Genomic DNA, 17,052 nt, shown 5'->3' with positions numbered 1-17,052 from the left:
GGTCGGTTGGCGCAGCGAAATCTGGCCAGCAGTGAATGCGATAAGCATCCATCTTATCGCGGCTGTCGGTGGCCGGCTGCGTCACCAGCCACTGGGTAGTGGGTGGCCTTCGGCGAATCCGGCCGCCGACTGCACCCCCAGCACCACCTTCTCGTGCAGTTCGGGCAGGGTCGCGGCACCGACATACGTGCAGGTGCTACGCACCCCGGCGGTGATGTGGTCGAGCAGGTCCTCAACCCCACCCCGCGCCGTGTCCAACGACATCCGCGAGGTCGAGATGCCCTCCTCGAAGAGGGCCTTGCGGGCCCGGTCGAACGGGCTGTCGGCGGCGGTGCGCGCCGCCACGGCACGTTTGGAGGCCATGCCGTAGCTCTCCTTGTACGGCCGATCGTCGCGGTCGCGCAGCAGGTCACCGGGTGATTCGTAGGTGCCGGCGAACCACGAACCGATCATCACGTTCGATGCGCCGGCGGCCAGCGCAAGCGCCACGTCGCGTGGGTGGCGCACACCGCCGTCGGCCCATACGTGCCCGCCGAGCTGCCTTGCCGCAGCAGCACATTCGACAATCGCGGAGAACTGGGGCCGGCCCACACCGGTCATCATCCGGGTGGTGCACATGGCGCCGGGGCCGACCCCGACCTTGACGATCGTCGCGCCGGCCTCGATCAGGTCGCGGGTGCCCTCGGCGGAGACCACGTTGCCCGCCGCCAGTGGTACACCGAGATCCAGCGACGCCACCGCCTTGATGGCGTCGAGCATCTTGAGCTGATGTCCGTGGGCGGTGTCGATGACCAGCAGATCGGCGCCCGCCTCGACCAACGCGCGGGCCTTGCCGGCGACATCACCGTTGATGCCGACGGCCGCGGCCACCCGCAGCCGATCGGAGGCGTCGACTGCGGGTGTGTAGATCCCGGCCCGGATCGCGCCGGTGCGGGTCAGCACCCCGGCCAGGGTGCCGTCGGTCGCGGTGAGCACCGCGACATCGACGGGGGCGTGCTCGAGCAGGTCGAACACCCGCCGCGGATCGGTGCCGACCGGTGCAGTGACGAAGTCGGACAGCCCGACCTCGCGGACCCGGGCGAACCGGTCGACCCCGGTGCAGCTGGCCTCAGTGACCAAGCCGATCGGCCGGCCCTCGAACGTCACCACCGCTGCGCCATGAGCCCGCTTGTGGAGCAGCGCCATGGCATCGGAGACCGAATCGTCCGGACCGAGCACAACCGGGGTGTCGGCCACCAGATCTCGGCTCTTGACGAACTCGACGGTGTCGGCCACCGCGGTGATCGGCAGGTCCTGCGGCAGCACCACGATGCCGCCTCTACGGGCGATCGTCTCGGCCATCCGGCGACCGGCCACCGCCGTCATGTTCGCCACCACCACCGGGATAGTGGTGCCGGACCCGTCGACGGTGGACAGATCGACGTCGAAGCGGGACGCCACGTTCGACCGTCCCGGCACGATGAACACATCGTTGTAGGTCAGGTCGTACGGCGGGGTGTGTCCGCCCAGAAACCTCACGGCATCGAATCTACTCAGGCCTGGACTTCGCTGCGGTCCCCGCTCCACAGGGTGTGGAACTTCTGGTCCGGCTCGGCATCGGTACGCCCGTAGGTGTGCGCGCCGAAGAAGTCCCGCAGTCCCTGCGTCAGCGCGGCAGGCAGCCGTTCGGTGCGCAGCGCGTCGTAGTAGGACAGCGACGACGAGAAGCCGGGGATCGGGATGCCGAGGGCGGTTGCCGTGATCACGACGCGGCGCCAGCTGTCGATCGCGGCCTCGACCGCGTCGCGGAAGTACGGGGCTGCCAACAGCGTGGCCAGCTCGGAGTCGGCGTCGAATGCCTCTTTGATGCGGTTGAGGAACTTGGCCCGGATGATGCAGCCGCCGCGCCAGATAGTAGCCAGGTCACCGGGGGTGACGTTCCAGCCGTACTCGGCGCTACCGGCCTGGATCTGGTTGAACCCCTGGGCGTAGGCGACGATCTTCGAGGCGTACAGGGCCTGGCGGACGTCCTCGATGAACTGCTTACTGTCCGTTGGCTGGTCGCCGAGCTTTCCGGCGGTGAGCCCGACCGTGGCCTTGCGCTGCGACACCGATCCGGACAGCGCCCGGGCGAACACGGCCTCGGCGATGCCGGTGACGGGTACGCCGAGGTCGAGCGCGGATTTGACGGTCCAGCGCCCGGTGCCCTTCTGCTCGGCCTCGTCGACGATGACGTCGACGAGCGGCTTGCCGGTCTTGGCGTCGACCTGGCGCAGCACCTCGGCGGTGATCTCGACCAGGTAGCTGTCCAGCTCGCCCTCGTTCCATTCGGCGAACACGTCGGCGATCTGGGCGGCAGTCAGGCCGAGCCCGTCGCGCAGCAGCTGGTAGGCCTCGCCGATGAGCTGCATGTCGGAGTACTCGATGCCGTTGTGCACCATCTTCACGAAGTGCCCGGCACCGTCGGGTCCGATGTGGGTGCAGCACGGTACGCCGTCAACGTGGGCTGAGATCTCTTCCAGCAGCGGCCCGAGCGATTTGTACGACTCGGCGGGACCGCCCGGCATGATCGACGGGCCGTTGAGCGCGCCCTCCTCACCGCCGGAGATGCCCGCACCCACGAAGTGCAGCCCGCGCTCGCGGATCGCCTTCTCCCGGCGGATCGTGTCGGTGTAGAGCGCATTGCCACCGTCGATGATGATGTCACCGGGCTCCATGGCGTCGGCGAGCTCGTTGATCACCGCATCGGTCGGGTCACCGGCCTTGACCATGATCAGCACGCGCCGCGGCTTCTCAAGTGCATCAAGGAATTCGGCGATGGTCTCACTGCGGACGAACTTGCCCTCGGACCCATGTTCGGCCAGCAGGGCGTCGGTCTTGGCCACCGAGCGGTTGTGCAGGGCGACGGTGTAGCCGTGCCGCGCGAAGTTGCGGGCGATGTTCGAGCCCATCACCGCCAGGCCTGTCACCCCGATTTGTGCCGTACCGGTCGTACCCGTGTTCGTCATGCAGCAGCCTTTCGTAGTTTTGTTGTTGCAAAACGCTTTTCTGTCTGCGGTGCGATCCCGGGTAGCTGTCTTAACCGGTGAACAGCCGGCGCAGTTCGGTCAACCAGGGTACAGCCACCGCGACGGTGGGTATGACGAGGACGGCGACCGCAGCCAGGTACGCGGTCACCGCGAGCAGCACGCTGTTGGGTTTTCCGCCGAGCCGACGCACGCGGATCACCGTCGTCGGCCCGCCCGCAGCCAGCGCCCCCGAGGGGGTGCTGCCCGAGGCGCACACTACCAGGGCACGCGCCAGCGACGTGGGCCCGGCCGCACGCACCGCGGCATCGTCGGCCAGGAGTTCGATCAGCAGCCGAACCGCATCGAGTGCGTTGCCACTACGGACGAACCGGGGGAATGCGGCGTGCACTGCCGTGAACATCTCCAGCACCAGATCGTGGCGGGCCCGTAGGTGTGCTCGCTCATGGGTGATGATGGCGGCGATCTCACTGTCGCACAGCGTGGTCAAGGTGCCCTCGCTGACCACCAGGCGGCTGCGCACGCCCGGCAGACAGTAGGCCAGCGGCTGGGGGACATCGAGGATGCGAAGGCCGCCGCGCTCGAGCGGCAGCGGCGCGCCGGCCGAGGTACAGAGATGTGGCGGTAGCCCGTCGCGCGATTTACCGAGCAGGTCGACCATCATGCGGTGGTATGCGCGCCGGCGTCGGGTGGCGATGGCGACCCGCAGCACGGCGAGACACAGCCGCGCGCCGATGAACAGGGTCACGGTGAACACCACGACGTAGGTCAGCCACAGCGGCCAGCCCAGTGCGGCGATCTCCCCGGTTATGGTGGATGTCGGACGTCCGTCGGGGCCGGGCACGAACAGCCTGCTGGCAATGGCGATTCCGGCCGAGAATGCCGACAGCACGGCAGCCAGCGCGATGGACTGCCACAACACGATTGCCGCGCGTGGTGCGCGCAGTGGCCAGGATGCTCGCGCAAGTATCGCGGGCACTGGCCCAACTAGGGCCAGCGCCACGAGAGTGAAGGCCAGCGCGGACACGCCGTAAGTCTCCCTCAGGAGATGCCGGAATTACCAGCAGGTGGAGGGATTCGGTCCTCGCTCTCGAGCTCGGCGAGTGCGCGGCGCAAGGCTTCGGCTTCGTCTGCGCCGACACGTTCGACGAAATAGACAAGTGCGGCTTGGCGGCTACCGGAGTCCGCGGCCTGATCAAGGGCATCGACCATGAGACCGGCGACCAGCTCGTCGCGGCCGTGGGTGGGCGCGTAGCGGTGCGCCCGATCATCACGATGCTGTACAACGAGGTTCTTCTTCGCGAGTCGTTGCAGTACGGTCATGATCGTGGTGTAGGCCAAGTCGCGGCGGGCGGCTAGCGCCTCGTGAACTTGGCGAACCGTTTGGGGTTCGGGTGCAGACCACAGGTGGTCCATAACCTCGCGCTCCAGCTCCCCGAGGCGCGTCAGTTTGGCCATGTTCCGTTCACTCTCCTGAGCAGTAAACCCAGCGTACTACGGGGTTACTACCGCGTGTCGTATCGATTCTTCGGATGCCTGCGTACAGCGGTTTTCGGGCGGTTAGCCCAAGGTCAGCGCACGTTCTGTGATGCCTGTGAAACCAGTCACAGGTACTGGCCCATGAACGCCAAGTAGCTATAGTAAGGCTAACCTAACTCAATCGGGGAGCCTTGGGAGGTGTCATGACGGTCGTGGTCGAAGACCCGCTGATCGCGGGTATGGCTATCAGGCGGACGCTGCCGCTGCATCAATCCAGCCGACGCTTGCGTGAGCTGTATCCGGAATGTCCGCGGGTTTACGGCGTGGCCGTGATGCGGGACTTGTCGCGGCGGCGATGGTGGCCGCTCGCGGAGGCTCTCACAGTCGACCGGTTGCAGCGCATGTTCGACGCGGCCATCGCCGAAACGGACAACCGTGCGGCCGTGACGCAACAACTGGCGGCAACGCTGGCACACGTGGTCGTCGGCCGGGTGGTGCCGCTTCTGGTGCTGGAAGGCCGGGCCTGGGACACGGGGCTGGAGAACCTCTGGGTGCACGTCGACTCGGAGGGGGCTATCGACTGGGTCGGAGTGGTCGATCCGATCCTCCGGGCGCTGCCTGACGACGCCTACTTCAGCGGTCGGCAGGCCCGCATTGCCGACTCGGCACGCGACGGCATCGTGGCGCTGCCCAACGAGGCGGCGCTGACCACCTGGGTGGCGCATCGCAGTCACCGCGCCCTGGAACCGCTGTTCGATCGGCTGATCGAGATCAGCGATGCTGCTATATCCGGTGTGGCCATGTGGCACATGGTCGGAGCTGCGGTCGTCGGCGCCGCTACGCAGGTGCCGCTGCTGGCGGGATCCAGTGAGCTCGTCAGCATGCGCAGAGGTCAAGCAGTGCTGGATGCGCTGGCAGGGTTCGGGTTGCCGGTTCGTGGCGCCGGCCGGGCGGGGAAAGTCTTGCTAAATTAGGGCAGGCTTGCCTATTATTTGGGTAACAAACTAACGGACCGTGCCGGAGTCCTGAGGGCTGCAGAGACCCCCGGTCCGCTCGAAGGGCGGGTCCCGCGTGTGGCGCGGGACCCGCCCGCTTCTTTGCGGCGGTTCGCCGTGTAAACACGAGGATTGTGACCACAGACGTGCCCGAGGATCTGGACAAAGGATTTGACAACGAGATCGGACTGAAGTTCGTCGACCTCAGTCCTGACGGCGGCCAGGCGCAACTGATCATCACCGACAAGCTGTTGCAGCCGTGGGGAATCACGCACGGCGGCGTCTATTGCGCGATCATCGAGAGTCTTGCGAGCGTGTCTGCGCACATCTGGCTGTCCGAACACGGCGGCGGGACGGTGGTGGGCGTCAACAACAACACCGACTTCTTGCGCGCGATCGGATCCGGCACCGTCACAGCGGTTTCCACACCGATTCACAGAGGCCGCCGCCAGCAACTGTGGCTGGTCACCGTCACCGACGAGAACAACAAGCCGGTCGCGCGCGGCCAGGTGCGGCTGCAGAACCTTCCGCCCGAGTAGTCCCTGGAACACTGCGTTGCCCCCGCATGGTGTGCGGTGACAGCCTGGCCGCCTGGCAAGGTGACCGGCTGTCTACCGCCCGATGCTAGGAGGCTGCCCGCTCGGTCTCTTTGGCCGACGCCTCGAGTTCCTCGATCCTGGTTCTGGCGTAGGCCTGCTGCTCGGTGATCGTGAGCTGCCCGCGCTGGCGGCTCAGGAACGTCACCGCCCAGGACATCAGGGTCGCGATCTTCGTCTTGAAACCCACGAGGTAGATCAGGTGTAGGCCCAGCCAGGCCAGCCAGGCGAAGAACCCGCTGAACTCGAGCTTGCCGACCTTGGCAACTGCGTTCCACTTCGAGACCGTGGCCATCGAGCCCTTGTCGAAGTATTTGAACGGCGTCCGGATCTTCGGGCTGGTGCCGTCGACCTCGCGCTTGATCAACTTGGCTGCGTAACGCCCACCCTGGATCGCACCCTGTGCCATACCCGGGACGCCGTCCACCGCCGCCATGTCGCCGACGACGAAGACATTGGGGTATCCCGGGATGGTCAGATCGGGCAACACCTTGACCCGTCCGGCGCGGTCCAGCTCCACGCCGCACTGGGCGGCCAGATCCTCGCCGAGCGGGCTGGCCGAAACCCCGGCCGACCACACCTTGCAGGCCGAGTCGATTCGGCGGAGGCTGCCGTCTTTGTCCTTGATGGTGATGCCGTTTCGATCGACGTCGGTGACCATGGCGTTGAGCTGGATCTCGACGCCCATCTTCTCCAGACGGGCTTTGGCCCGTTGGCCGAGCTTCTCACCCATGGGCGGCAGCACGGCGGGTGCAGCGTCGAGCAGGATGACGTGCGCCTCGGTGGGGTCGATGAGACGGAAACTGCCCTTGAGCGTCTGGTCGGCGAGTTCCTGGATCTGGCCGGCCATCTCGACACCGGTGGGGCCGGCGCCGACGACGATGAACGTGAGCAATTTCTTGCGCCGCTCGGGGTCGCTCGACCGCTCGGCCTGCTCGAACGCACCGAGGATGCGCCCACGCAACTCAAGGGCGTCATCGATGGTCTTCATACCGGGGGCGAACTCGGCGAAATGGTCGTTGCCGAAGTAGGACTGTCCGGCGCCCGCGGCGATGATCAGGCTGTCGTACGGCGTTGTATAGGTATGCCCGAGCAGCACCGAGTCGACGGTCTGCTTCTCCAGGTCGATATGGGTCACGTCGCCCAGCAGAACCTGCACGTTGTGCTGATTGCGCAGGATCAGGCGGGTAGGCGGGGCGATCTCACCTTCCGAGATGATGCCGGTGGCCACCTGGTACAGCAGCGGTTGGAACAAGTGGTGCGTCGTGCGCGCGATCAATTTGATGTCGACGTCGGCATGCCTGAGCACCTGCGCGGCGTTCAAACCGCCAAAACCCGATCCGATGATGACGACCTTATGCCGATCCGATGCCGTAGCTACGGGATCGCTCATTCACTGCTCCTCGCCGACGTTTGGCTTTTCAATAGAATCGATCAATACAACCGACAGGGTAGTCCGCAGCCCTCCCGTCGGCGCGGTGAGATAGCTCATGGCACCGACTGTTTACCCTGCTGTCAGCGGTTTGAGTGCTTCGCCGACGCCGGTATTTCAGGCGAAGCCGGCAAATGCACCACGGCCGACGTGCATCGTCTGGCCGGTGATGTGGCGAGCGGCGGGTGTGGTCAGGAACACCGCGAGCCGCGCGATCTCGTCGGCCACCGACTGCGGGGTGCTGCTCAGGCCGTCGTAGCCGGGATTCGAGCTGCGGCCCGGGGCGACAGCGTTGATCGTGATCCCGCGGGCGCCGAAATGACCCGCCTGACCGGCGGTCCAGTCGGCCAGCGCGGCCCTGACGGCGGCCTCCGCGCTGCCCTCGCGAGGGGTTTCGGCGACGACGTTGACGATGGTGCCGCCCGAGCGCAGGTGATCCCCGATGATTTGGATCATGAGCGCCGCCGACACCACCGTGGCATCGAGTGCATTGCGCCACGCGGCGGCGTGTTCGGTCAAGGTGAAGGTGCGCGGATCCTTGGCGTCCCAACGGGGTGCCGCGACATTGACCAGGGTGTCGATGTGGTGCGGGAACTGCGGGCCGGCCTCGTCGACGCTGGCCGGGTCGGTGGCGTCGAACACGATCGACTCGACTTCGAGTTCCTTGGCAGCGACCTCCAGGTCGTCACGGCGACTGCCGGCGATTATCACGTTGTGGCCGGCGTCCTTGAACCCCGTCGCGATCACGCGACCAAGCTCGGTATCGCCACCGGTGACCAGCACCTCCGCCATGATGTACCTCCATGTACCTGGGGATCGCCGCCAGGGCGGGGACGATCACCCGACGATGTTACTGGAGGGTAGCAATCTGGCGAAACCTGACGCGCGTCTATCCGGTGTTGGTTCGCCTATGGTTTGTGCCATGACGCGGACCAGCGCCCGTTCCGCCCGGTCGTGAACACAGCCCCCGGCCTGCCGCGGTGGATCTATTTGCCGGCTGTGCTCGGAGCCGCCTTCGTGGTACTGCCACTGCTGGCGGTGCTCGTGAAAGTGGACTGGACCCGGTTCTGGACGCTGATCGCCAGCGACTCATCCACGGCAGCGTTGCTGCTCAGCCTCAAGACCGCCACCGCCAGCACGCTGCTGTGCGTGCTGTTCGGCGTCCCACTCGGGCTGGTACTGGCGCGCAGCGAGGGCCGGGTTGTGCGGCTGGCCCGTCCACTGATCCTGCTGCCGTTGGTGCTGCCGCCGGTGGTCGGCGGAATCGCGCTGCTGTATGCGTTCGGCCGGCTCGGCATCATCGGCCGCTACCTGGAGGCCGGCGGCGTGCACATCGCCTTCACCACGACGGCTGTGGTGCTGGCGCAGACTTTTGTCTCGCTGCCGTTCCTGGTGATCTCATTGGAAGGAGCGGCGCGTACGGCGGGAGCCGAGTTCGAGGTGGTGGCCGCGACCCTCGGGGCGCGGCCTAGCACGGTCTGGTGGCGGGTGACGTTGCCTCTGCTCGCCCCTGGCCTGTTGTCGGGTGCGGTGCTCGCGTTTGCCCGGGCGCTGGGGGAGTTCGGTGCCACTCTGACGTTCGCAGGTTCGCGCCAGGGTGTGACCAGGACCTTGCCATTGGAGATCTACCTGCAGCGGGAGAGCGATGCCGATGCCGCCGTGGCGTTGTCCGTGGTGTTGGTCGTGGTGGCTGCGGTCGTGGTGGTCGGGCTGGGTGGCCGCAGGTTGCGCTCGGGAGCATGGGCATGACCGGGCTGGCCGCACGTGCGGTGGTCGCCCGGCGAGGGCTCGACCTCGAGCTCACCGTGCCACCCGGTGAGGTACTGGCGGTGCTCGGCCCCAATGGCGCGGGGAAGTCAACGACGTTGCACGTCATCGCCGGTCTGGTCGAGCCCGACGCGGGTTGCGTCCGGATCGGCGATCGGGTGGTCACCGACACCGACACCGGCGTCCAGGTGCCGACCCATGCGCGTCGGGTCGGGTTGATGCTGCAGAACCCGCTGTTGTTCCCGCATCTGAGCGTCGGTGCCAACGTGGCGTTCGGTCCGCGCAGTCGGCATCGGATGGGCAGGGCGGCCGCGCGTGCCTGCGCTCTGCGCTGGTTGACCGAGGTCGACGCCGGTGACCTGGCCGACCGCACGCCACGTCAATTGTCCGGCGGCCAGGCGCAGCGGGTGGCGCTGGCCCGCGCATTGGCCGCTGAGCCCGATGCATTGCTGCTGGACGAGCCGATGGCGGGGCTCGACGTAGCGGTGGCGGGTGCAATGCGCAAGGTGTTGCGCCGGGTCCTGACCGTGAACGGACGGTGTGCGGTGCTGATCACCCACGACCTGCTCGACGTGTTGACCCTCGCCGACCGGGTGGTGGTGATCGAGGCCGGCCACATCGTCGAGAGTGGGTCTGCGGCAGCGGTGTTGGCGGTGCCGAAAAGTCGTTTTGCGGCACATTTCGCCGGCGTCAACCTCGTCGCGGGCATTGCGGCCGGTGCCGGTGACCTGACGACGGCATGGGGTGCGAGCTGGCACGGCACGCCGACCGGGGACGTGGTGCCGGGTGGTCCGGCGGTCGCGGTGTTCGCGCCGTCGGCGGTTGCGGTGTACCGCGACGAGCCGCATGGCAGCCCCCGTAACACCGTCGCGGTCACCGTCGCCGAACTGGACAGCCGTGGGCCAGGGATCCGGGTGCGCGCCGATGAGCAACCTGACGGGGCGCCGGGCCTGGCAGCCGACATCACTGCGGAATCGGCTGCTGAGCTCCGGCTGACGCCGGGCGAGCGGGTCTACTTCACGGTCAAGGCGCAGGAGATTGCGGTCCATCCCGCGTCGTAACGGTGCCTGCTGCACAGGCGATAACCGGTGAGATCAAGGCCTGCTCAGGCCCAGTCGCGGGTCCGGCGTGGCGCCTGCGGCCTTGCCGTGTCAGCAATGCGATAAATATGTGCTGACAAGCGCATTAACGGTGTGTAGCAATCATCGAATTAAACACTTTGAGTGCAACTCACACTTGCGTCACGGCGGCAACACGGTAGTTTCTTCCCCATGGACGAGTCGGACACGATGTCTCCTCGACGCAGAGGTCTGTCGAAAAAGCTGGCACTGGCCGCGGTGACCGGTGCGACCGCGGTGGCTGTGGCGCTGCCGGCGGTGGCGCAAGCGGATCCTGAGCCGCCGCCTCCGCCCCCCGGTAACACCTCCCTGCCCGCGGCTCCCGCTGACCCCAACGCGCCGCCCGCTGCTCCCGCCGCGCCGCCTGCCGCGCCTGCTGCGCCGGCAGACCCTGGTGCGCCCGCCGCCCCGGCCGCTGCCGCGCCGCCGGCACCCGGTGAGCCGGCACCGGCCCCCGCCGATCCGAACGCGCCGCCGGCACCCGAGCCGGAGCCGGGCCGCGTGGACAACGCCGCGGGTGGTTTCAGCTATGTCGTTCCGCCCGACTGGAAGGTCTCCGACGCCACCCAGTTGTCCTACGGGCAAGCCCTGCTGACCAAGATTCCGCCGGAGGGCACACCGGAGCCGCCCAACGACACCAGCGTGCTGCTCGGCCGGCTCGACCTCAAACTGTTCGCCGGTGCCGAAGCTGACAACGGCAAGGCCGCGGTCCGGTTGGCATCGGACATGGGTGAGTTCTTCATGCCGTTCCCCGGGACCCGCGTCAACCAGGAGACTGTTCCGCTCGATGCGAACGGATTGTCTGGCGCCGCTTCGTATTACGAGGTGAAATTCACCGACGCCAACAAACCCAACGGCCAGATCTGGGCCGGGGTGGTCGGCAATCCCACACCCGCGGGCGCACCGCGTGGCCAGCGCGCACCGGAACGGTGGTTCGTGGTCTGGCTCGGGTCGGCCGATCACCCAGTGGATAAGGATGCCGCGGTGGCCCTGGCCAATTCGATCCGGCCGTGGACGCCGCCCGCCGCGCCGCCGCCGGACCCGAATGCCCCGGCTGCGCCGCCTGCTGATCCGAATGCACCGCCGCCACCGAACGCTCCGCCGGGGCATCCGGCGGTCGGTGTGCCGGTTCCGGTCACCAACGCGCCGCCGGAGATGATGCCGCCGCCCTGACGGGTGGTCCGGAGCCTACGGACCGACGTACGGCACGTTGCCGGCCAGGTTGTTGATGTTCATGAGGTAGCAGTTGGTGCCGCCGAAGCCCATCGCTCCTGCTGTCACACACCGCTGGAACGTGCCGTCCTGCCCGACTGGCCCGTCACAGGTCGTACCGCCGCCCCACGGCGTCCATCCGCCCTGGCAGCCGGCAACGGCCGGGGAAGCCGTCGCCAGTGCGACGCCGCTTGTCGCCAGTACGGTGACTGCCAGCCCAATGAGAGCCTTCATCGTCCTCTCCTCGTCGAACCCGTGGGATGCGTTTGCTGGCGCCGCGCTGTGATAGGTGGTGCGGGTGTGATGAAAGTGGCTGGTGTGAGGTAGCTGACGAAGTACCGGACGTCCGGTACGGCGAGAGCGGGGGTGTAATCCGAGCCGCTCGCCCGGGATATCTGTCCTGTACATTGCGACCTTCCGTGCCCCTGAGGCATCGCAGCCACGTGGCCACACCTGATCCACGGCGAGTTGCCAGATAAGACAAAGAATAGCCGCGCAACGACACGCCGACAATGTGATAACGATTTGCTCGACCGGATATTGGTGCCGGGGCAAATAATCCTGGTAGACCGGCTATCGTCGATCGATCGTGCTCAATTCTCAGATGAATTGTTACCTTCGGTTGGTACACCTGAGAGAGGCCCCGCGGGCCCCGCTGGGCTGAGCCAGCGATAGTCAGGAGAACTGCAATGGATGTAATGGCGGCGACTGAGTTCCTCGCCCGCTCCACGACGCTGACCAGTGTTGGCTGGATCGGCTACATAATCATCGGCGCGATTGCCGGTTGGATCGCGGGCAAGATCGTCAAGGGCGGCGGTTCAGGCATTCTGATGAACGTCGTCATCGGGATCATCGGAGCGTTGATCGGCGGCTTCCTGCTGAGCTTCTTCCTCAACACTGCCGCGGGTGGTTGGTGGTTCACCCTGTTCACGGCAATCCTCGGCTCGGTGATCCTGCTCTGGATCGTCGGGTTGGTCCGCAAACGCAGCTGACAGCTCTCCCTAATGACCAGTGGGAGCATGGCCGCGTGGCAGGTCGCCAATCCCGGCCCGGTGAGCACGCACCCGCTGCAGCGGGTGACGGTTCCGATTCCGGAGCCGTCACCCGGCGAGCTATTGGTAGCGGTGCGCGCCTGTGGTGTGTGCCGCACCGATCTGCATGTCGCCGAGGGTGATCTGCCCGTGCACCGGCCGCGGGTGATCCCCGGGCACGAGATCGTCGCCGAGGTGGTCGAGGTCGGCCCAGACGCCGACGGTGGCTTTGTTCCGGGCGACCTTGTGGGCGTCGCCTGGCTGCGGCATACCTGCGGACAGTGTGCTTACTGCCGTCGCGGCAGAGAGAACCTGTGCCCGCAGTCGCGGTACACGGGATGGGATGCCGACGGCGGATACGCCGAATTCACCACCGCACCGGCATCTTTCGTTCACCGGCTGCCGGAGGGTTACTCCGATGCCGAACTGGCACCGCTGCTGTGCGCCGGCATCATCGGATACCGTGCGCTGCGGAGAACGGACCTGCCGCCGGGTGGGCGGCTGGGCATCTACGGTTTTGGCGGGAGTGCGCACCTGACCGCTCAGGTGGCGATCGCTGAGGGTGCCACGGTCCATGTGATGACCCGGGGCGAGGAGGCACGTGAGCTGGCGCTGGCGCTGGGTGTGGCGTCGGTGCAGGGAAGCGCTGACCCACCGCCCGAGCCGCTGGACGCCGCGATCCTGTTCGCACCGGTGGGGGAGCTGGTCCTGCCGGCAATGGAGGGATTGGACCGCGGCGGGATCCTGTCGATCGCCGGTATCCACCTCACGGACATCCCGGTGCTGAACTACCAGCGGCACCTGTTCCAAGAGCGCGAGATCCGGTCGGTCACCGCCAACACTCGCGACGACGCCCGAGAATTTCTGGCCTTCGTCGGCGCCCACCGGGTCGAGGTCACCACACCGCGGTATCCGATGGATCGTGCCGCCGACGCGCTTGCCGATCTGGCCGCCGGGCGGATCGCCGGGGCGGCGGTGCTGCTGCCCTGACGAATCTAGGCCGACAGATGCCAGACCAGCGCCGCGGCCAGCGCACCGAGCCCGTTCAATGACCAGTGCAGGGCGATCGGCGCCAGCAGACTGCCGCTGCGTCGACGCAACCAGGTGAACACGAACCCGGCGACTCCGGTCGCCAGCACCGCCATGACGACGCCGGCCACCATGCCGAAGATCCCGCCGCCCAACAGGCGGGTGAATCCCACGTTGCCGCTGGTCAAGCCGAGCGAGCTGGCGATGTGCCAGAGGCCGAACAGCAGCGAACCACCCGCGGCGACACCACGGAAACCCCAGGCGCGGTCGAGCGCGCCGTGCAGCACGCCGCGGAAGGCCAGCTCCTCGGGAATCACCGTTTGCAACGGGATGATCACCATCGAGGCAATCAATGCGCCCGAGATCGTCGCGTAGTGGTTGTTCATGAACATCGGCCGCGTCCACGGCAGCAGCGCGCCAACGGCGATCACCGTCAACACCAGGGCGACCGCCGCCAACGCGTAACCGGCACCTGAACGCCAGTGCTCGCGGCTCAGACCCAGCTCGGCCCAACCCAGACCGCGCGCCCGCACCAGGAGCAGCAGTCCGAGCGCCGCCGCAGGCACGGTCGCGACACTGGCCCACGGTGTGGTGAAGTGCGCGATCACATTCGTCAGCGTCAGGACCACCACCACGACACCGATATCGGCGTAGATGCGGAAATGGTGCAACGCAGACAGCTGGCCCACCAGGGGGTGCTCGGCTACCGCGGCATGGTCAGACATAACTCGACCAGGATACCGGCGCAGCGCAATGGCCTAGGGCACACCGCGCTGGTCAGTCTCTCGGCCAGGTCCACTCCGAGATCGCCGGATCGTCCTCACCGTGTTCGCGCGTGTAGCTGCGCGCAGCCAACCGGGCATCGACCATCTCCTGTCGCAGCCCGGCGGCGCGGGCCGACAAACCCTCGACCCGGTCGATGACATCCATGACCAGGTGGAACCTGTCCAGGTCGTTGAGCATGACCATGTCGAACGGTGTCGTCGTGGTGCCCCGCTCCTTGAATCCCCGGACGTGCAGCTGGTTGTGATTGGCATGCCGGTAGGCCAACCGGTGGATCAGCCACGGATAGCCGTGGTAGGCGAAAATGACGGGCTTGTCGGTGGTGAAAACCGAATTGAATTCGCGCTCGGACATTCCGTGCGGATGCTCGGATTCGGGTTGCAGCCGCATGATGTCGACGACGTTGACCACCCGGACCTTGAGGTCGGGGAGTCGGTGGCGCAGGATGTCGGCCGCGGCCAGGGTCTCCAGCGTCGGGATGTCACCGGCACAGGCCAGCACCACATCGGGTTCTTCGGAACCGGTACTGGCCCATTCCCAGATCCCCAACCCTCGGGTGCAGTGCGCGATGGCCTCGTCCATCGTCAGGTAGTTCAGCGCCGGTTGCTTGCCGGCGACGATGACGTTGACGTAGTCACGGCTGCGCAGGCAGTGGTCGGCGACCGAGAGCAGGGTGTTGGCATCCGGCGGCAGATACACCCGCACCACCTCGGGCCGTTTGTTGGCCACATGATCGATGAACCCGGGGTCCTGGTGTGACGCGCCATTGTGGTCCTGGCGCCAGACATGTGAGGTCAGCAGGTAGTTCAGCGACGCGATCGGCCGCCGCCACGGCAGGTGCGAACTGCTGAACAGCCATTTGGCGTGCTGGTTGAGCATCGAGTCGACGATGTGCACGAACGCCTCGTAGCAGTTGAAGAGACCGTGGCGGCCGGTCAGCAGGTAACCCTCGAGCCAGCCCTGGCACAGGTGTTCGGAGAGCACCTCCATAACCCGGCCGTCGGGAGCCAGGTGGTCATCGCCGGGTTCGATCTCGGCCAGCCAGGCCCGGTCGGTCGATTCGAACACCGACGCCAACCGGTTGGACGCGGTTTCGTCGGGGCCCATCAACCGGAACCGGTCGGGGTTGCGGGTGATGACGTCGCGCAGGAAGGTGCCGAGTACCCGGGTCGCCTCCGCGGTCTCGGTCCCGGGTCGGTCCACGGCGACGGCATAGTCGGTGAAATCGGGCAGGTCGAGGTCACGCAACAGCAGCCCGCCGTTGGCATGCGGGTTCGCACTCATCCGCCGATTGCCGGTGGGTGCGGCGGCCCGCAGCTCCTCCCGCAACGCGCCGGTCTCGTCGAACAACTCCTCGGGGCGGTAGCTGTGCAGCCACTCATCGAGTTGTGCGAGATGTGCGGGGTTGGTGCGGGTTTCCGACAGTGGCACCTGGTGCGAGCGCCAGGTGCCCTCGACCTGCTTGCCGTCGACCTCGCTCGGGCCGGTCCAGCCTTTCGGCGTGCGCAGGACGATCATCGGCCACAACGGCCGGCCGGGTTCACCGTCGAGCCGCGCCGCACGCTGGATCGCGGCGATCTGGTCGAACGCGTCATCGAACGCCGCCGCCAGCTGCTGATGAACACTTGCCGGGTCGTCGCCCGCGACCGTGATCGGCCGATAGCCGTACCCGTACAGCAGTGAGTCGAGTTCCTCTGCGGGAATGCGGGCAAGCACAGTGGGATTCGCGATCTTGTAACCGTTGAGATGCAGGATCGGCAACACCGCGCCGTCGGTGACCGGGTTGAGGAACTTGTTGGAATGCCAACTGGCCGCCAGCGGTCCGGTCTCGGCTTCACCGTCACCGATCACGCAAGCCACCACCAGGTCAGGGTTGTCGAAAGCCGCGCCGTACGCGTGCACCAGCGCGTAGCCCAGCTCGCCGCCCTCGTGGATGGAACCCGGTGTCTCGGCCGCGACATGGCTGGGAATGCCGCCGGGAAAAGAAAACTGCCGGAACAGCTTCTGCAGTCCGTCGGTGTCTTCGCCGATTCCGGTGTAGACCTCGCTGTAGGTACCTTCCAGGTAGGCGTTGGCCACCAATCCCGGACCGCCATGTCCTGGCCCGGTGATATAGATCACATCGGAATCACGCTCGCGGATGATGCGGTTGAGGTGGGCGTAGATGAGGTTCAGTCCCGGGGTGGTGCCCCAGTGGCCGAGCAGGCGAGGTTTGACGTGCTCGGCGACCAGCGGCTCCCTTAGCAGCGGATTGTCCAGCAGGTAGATCTGCCCGACCGACAGGTAATTGGCGGCGCGCCAATAGGAATCGATAAGCGTCAGTTCGTCATCGGACAGCGTCGAAGTGAGTGCCTGTGCAGTCATCTGTCCCATCATGGTCGTGACCGGTAAACAACGGGTAAGAATTATTGACGTCAACGGCAGCGATATCGCGAAAAATGGCGCACGTCGGCCGGATATGGTGCATCGATGCCCATCAACCCGAAGACGCCGGTACTCGTCGGGTACGGCCAGGTCAACGAGCGTGAGAAAAATCCCGGGGTCGAGCCGTCGGTCTGATGGCGGCGGATTCGCGGCGTCGACACCGACCACCGAACGGAGACAG

16 protein-coding genes are annotated in these 17,052 nt (G+C 66.6%); 7 read left to right on the top strand and 9 right to left on the bottom strand.

Going from position 1 to position 17,052, the window contains the following annotated elements:
* Window positions 1–81 precede the first annotated feature (81 nt).
* From H276_RS0119560 to H276_RS0119545, 4 genes are all read right to left on the bottom strand, one after another.
* Window positions 82–1,518 (bottom strand): GuaB1 family IMP dehydrogenase-related protein, encoded by a 1,437-nt coding sequence (locus H276_RS0119560; RefSeq protein WP_019972978.1) that lies wholly within the window; start codon window positions 1,516–1,518, stop codon window positions 82–84.
* Between the two features lie 14 nt (window positions 1,519–1,532).
* Window positions 1,533–2,987, bottom strand: a complete 1,455-nt coding sequence (gene gndA / locus H276_RS0119555) for an NADP-dependent phosphogluconate dehydrogenase (protein ID WP_019972977.1) — start codon at window positions 2,985–2,987, stop codon at window positions 1,533–1,535.
* Between the two features lie 70 nt (window positions 2,988–3,057).
* Window positions 3,058–4,032, bottom strand: coding sequence for a M56 family metallopeptidase (locus H276_RS0119550; protein ID WP_026357207.1), 975 nt, complete (start codon window positions 4,030–4,032; stop codon window positions 3,058–3,060).
* A gap of 14 nt (window positions 4,033–4,046) precedes the next feature.
* Window positions 4,047–4,463, bottom strand: a complete 417-nt coding sequence (locus H276_RS0119545; RefSeq protein WP_019972975.1) for a BlaI/MecI/CopY family transcriptional regulator — start codon at window positions 4,461–4,463, stop codon at window positions 4,047–4,049.
* Between the two features lie 224 nt (window positions 4,464–4,687).
* On the opposite strand from H276_RS0119545, the gene H276_RS0119540 reads away from it, so the two are divergent.
* Window positions 4,688–5,458 (top strand): hypothetical protein, encoded by a 771-nt coding sequence (locus H276_RS0119540; protein WP_019972974.1) that lies wholly within the window; start codon window positions 4,688–4,690, stop codon window positions 5,456–5,458.
* Between the two features lie 155 nt (window positions 5,459–5,613).
* A complete protein-coding gene (locus tag H276_RS0119535; protein WP_019972973.1) occupies window positions 5,614–6,018 on the top strand; it encodes a PaaI family thioesterase in 405 nt (134 codons plus the stop codon).
* A gap of 85 nt (window positions 6,019–6,103) precedes the next feature.
* Here H276_RS0119535 and H276_RS0119530 read toward each other — a convergent pair whose 3' ends face one another.
* Together H276_RS0119530 and H276_RS0119520 are read right to left on the bottom strand one after the other, a co-directional pair.
* Entirely contained in the window at window positions 6,104–7,468 is a 1,365-nt protein-coding gene (locus tag H276_RS0119530) for an NAD(P)/FAD-dependent oxidoreductase (RefSeq protein WP_019972972.1), read from the bottom strand.
* 156 nt (window positions 7,469–7,624) lie between these two features.
* Window positions 7,625–8,299, bottom strand: coding sequence for an SDR family oxidoreductase (locus H276_RS0119520; RefSeq protein WP_019972970.1), 675 nt, complete (start codon window positions 8,297–8,299; stop codon window positions 7,625–7,627).
* Between the two features lie 162 nt (window positions 8,300–8,461).
* On the opposite strand from H276_RS0119520, the gene H276_RS0119515 reads away from it, so the two are divergent.
* The 3 genes from H276_RS0119515 (at window position 8,462) to H276_RS0119505 (ending at window position 11,565) form a co-directional block, all read left to right on the top strand.
* The gene (locus tag H276_RS0119515; protein WP_026357206.1) at window positions 8,462–9,256 is read left to right on the top strand and encodes an ABC transporter permease; all 795 of its coding nucleotides are present in this window, start codon (window positions 8,462–8,464) and stop codon (window positions 9,254–9,256) included.
* Window positions 9,253–10,335, top strand: a complete 1,083-nt coding sequence (locus H276_RS0119510; RefSeq protein ID WP_026357205.1) for a sulfate/molybdate ABC transporter ATP-binding protein — start codon at window positions 9,253–9,255, stop codon at window positions 10,333–10,335. The genes H276_RS0119515 and H276_RS0119510 overlap by 4 nt, the downstream gene beginning before the upstream one ends.
* Window positions 10,336–10,545: 210 nt before the next feature.
* A complete protein-coding gene (locus H276_RS0119505) occupies window positions 10,546–11,565 on the top strand; it encodes an APA family fibronectin-binding glycoprotein (protein ID WP_019972967.1) in 1,020 nt (339 codons plus the stop codon).
* Between the two features lie 15 nt (window positions 11,566–11,580).
* Here H276_RS0119505 and H276_RS0119500 read toward each other — a convergent pair whose 3' ends face one another.
* Window positions 11,581–11,838, bottom strand: coding sequence for a hypothetical protein (locus tag H276_RS0119500; RefSeq protein WP_019972966.1), 258 nt, complete (start codon window positions 11,836–11,838; stop codon window positions 11,581–11,583).
* A gap of 455 nt (window positions 11,839–12,293) precedes the next feature.
* Between H276_RS0119500 and H276_RS0119495 the strand changes: the two genes are divergently transcribed.
* Complete coding sequence (locus H276_RS0119495; RefSeq protein WP_026357204.1) at window positions 12,294–12,596, top strand: GlsB/YeaQ/YmgE family stress response membrane protein; 303 nt, start codon at window positions 12,294–12,296, stop codon at window positions 12,594–12,596.
* A gap of 12 nt (window positions 12,597–12,608) precedes the next feature.
* A complete protein-coding gene (locus H276_RS0119490; protein ID WP_155943179.1) occupies window positions 12,609–13,625 on the top strand; it encodes a zinc-binding alcohol dehydrogenase family protein in 1,017 nt (338 codons plus the stop codon).
* Window positions 13,626–13,630: 5 nt separating this feature from the next.
* On the opposite strand, the gene H276_RS0119485 is transcribed toward H276_RS0119490, so the two are convergent.
* Together H276_RS0119485 and H276_RS0119480 are read right to left on the bottom strand one after the other, a co-directional pair.
* Window positions 13,631–14,389, bottom strand: coding sequence for a CPBP family intramembrane glutamic endopeptidase (locus H276_RS0119485; protein ID WP_019972963.1), 759 nt, complete (start codon window positions 14,387–14,389; stop codon window positions 13,631–13,633).
* 52 nt (window positions 14,390–14,441) lie between these two features.
* Complete coding sequence (locus H276_RS0119480) at window positions 14,442–16,811, bottom strand: phosphoketolase family protein (protein WP_019972962.1); 2,370 nt, start codon at window positions 16,809–16,811, stop codon at window positions 14,442–14,444.
* Window positions 16,812–17,052 lie beyond the last annotated feature (241 nt).

The organism is Mycobacterium sp. 141 (assembly GCF_000382405.1).
Lineage (GTDB): Bacteria > Actinomycetota > Actinomycetes > Mycobacteriales > Mycobacteriaceae > Mycobacterium.
This window is presented reverse-complemented; position numbering and strand designations above follow the sequence as displayed.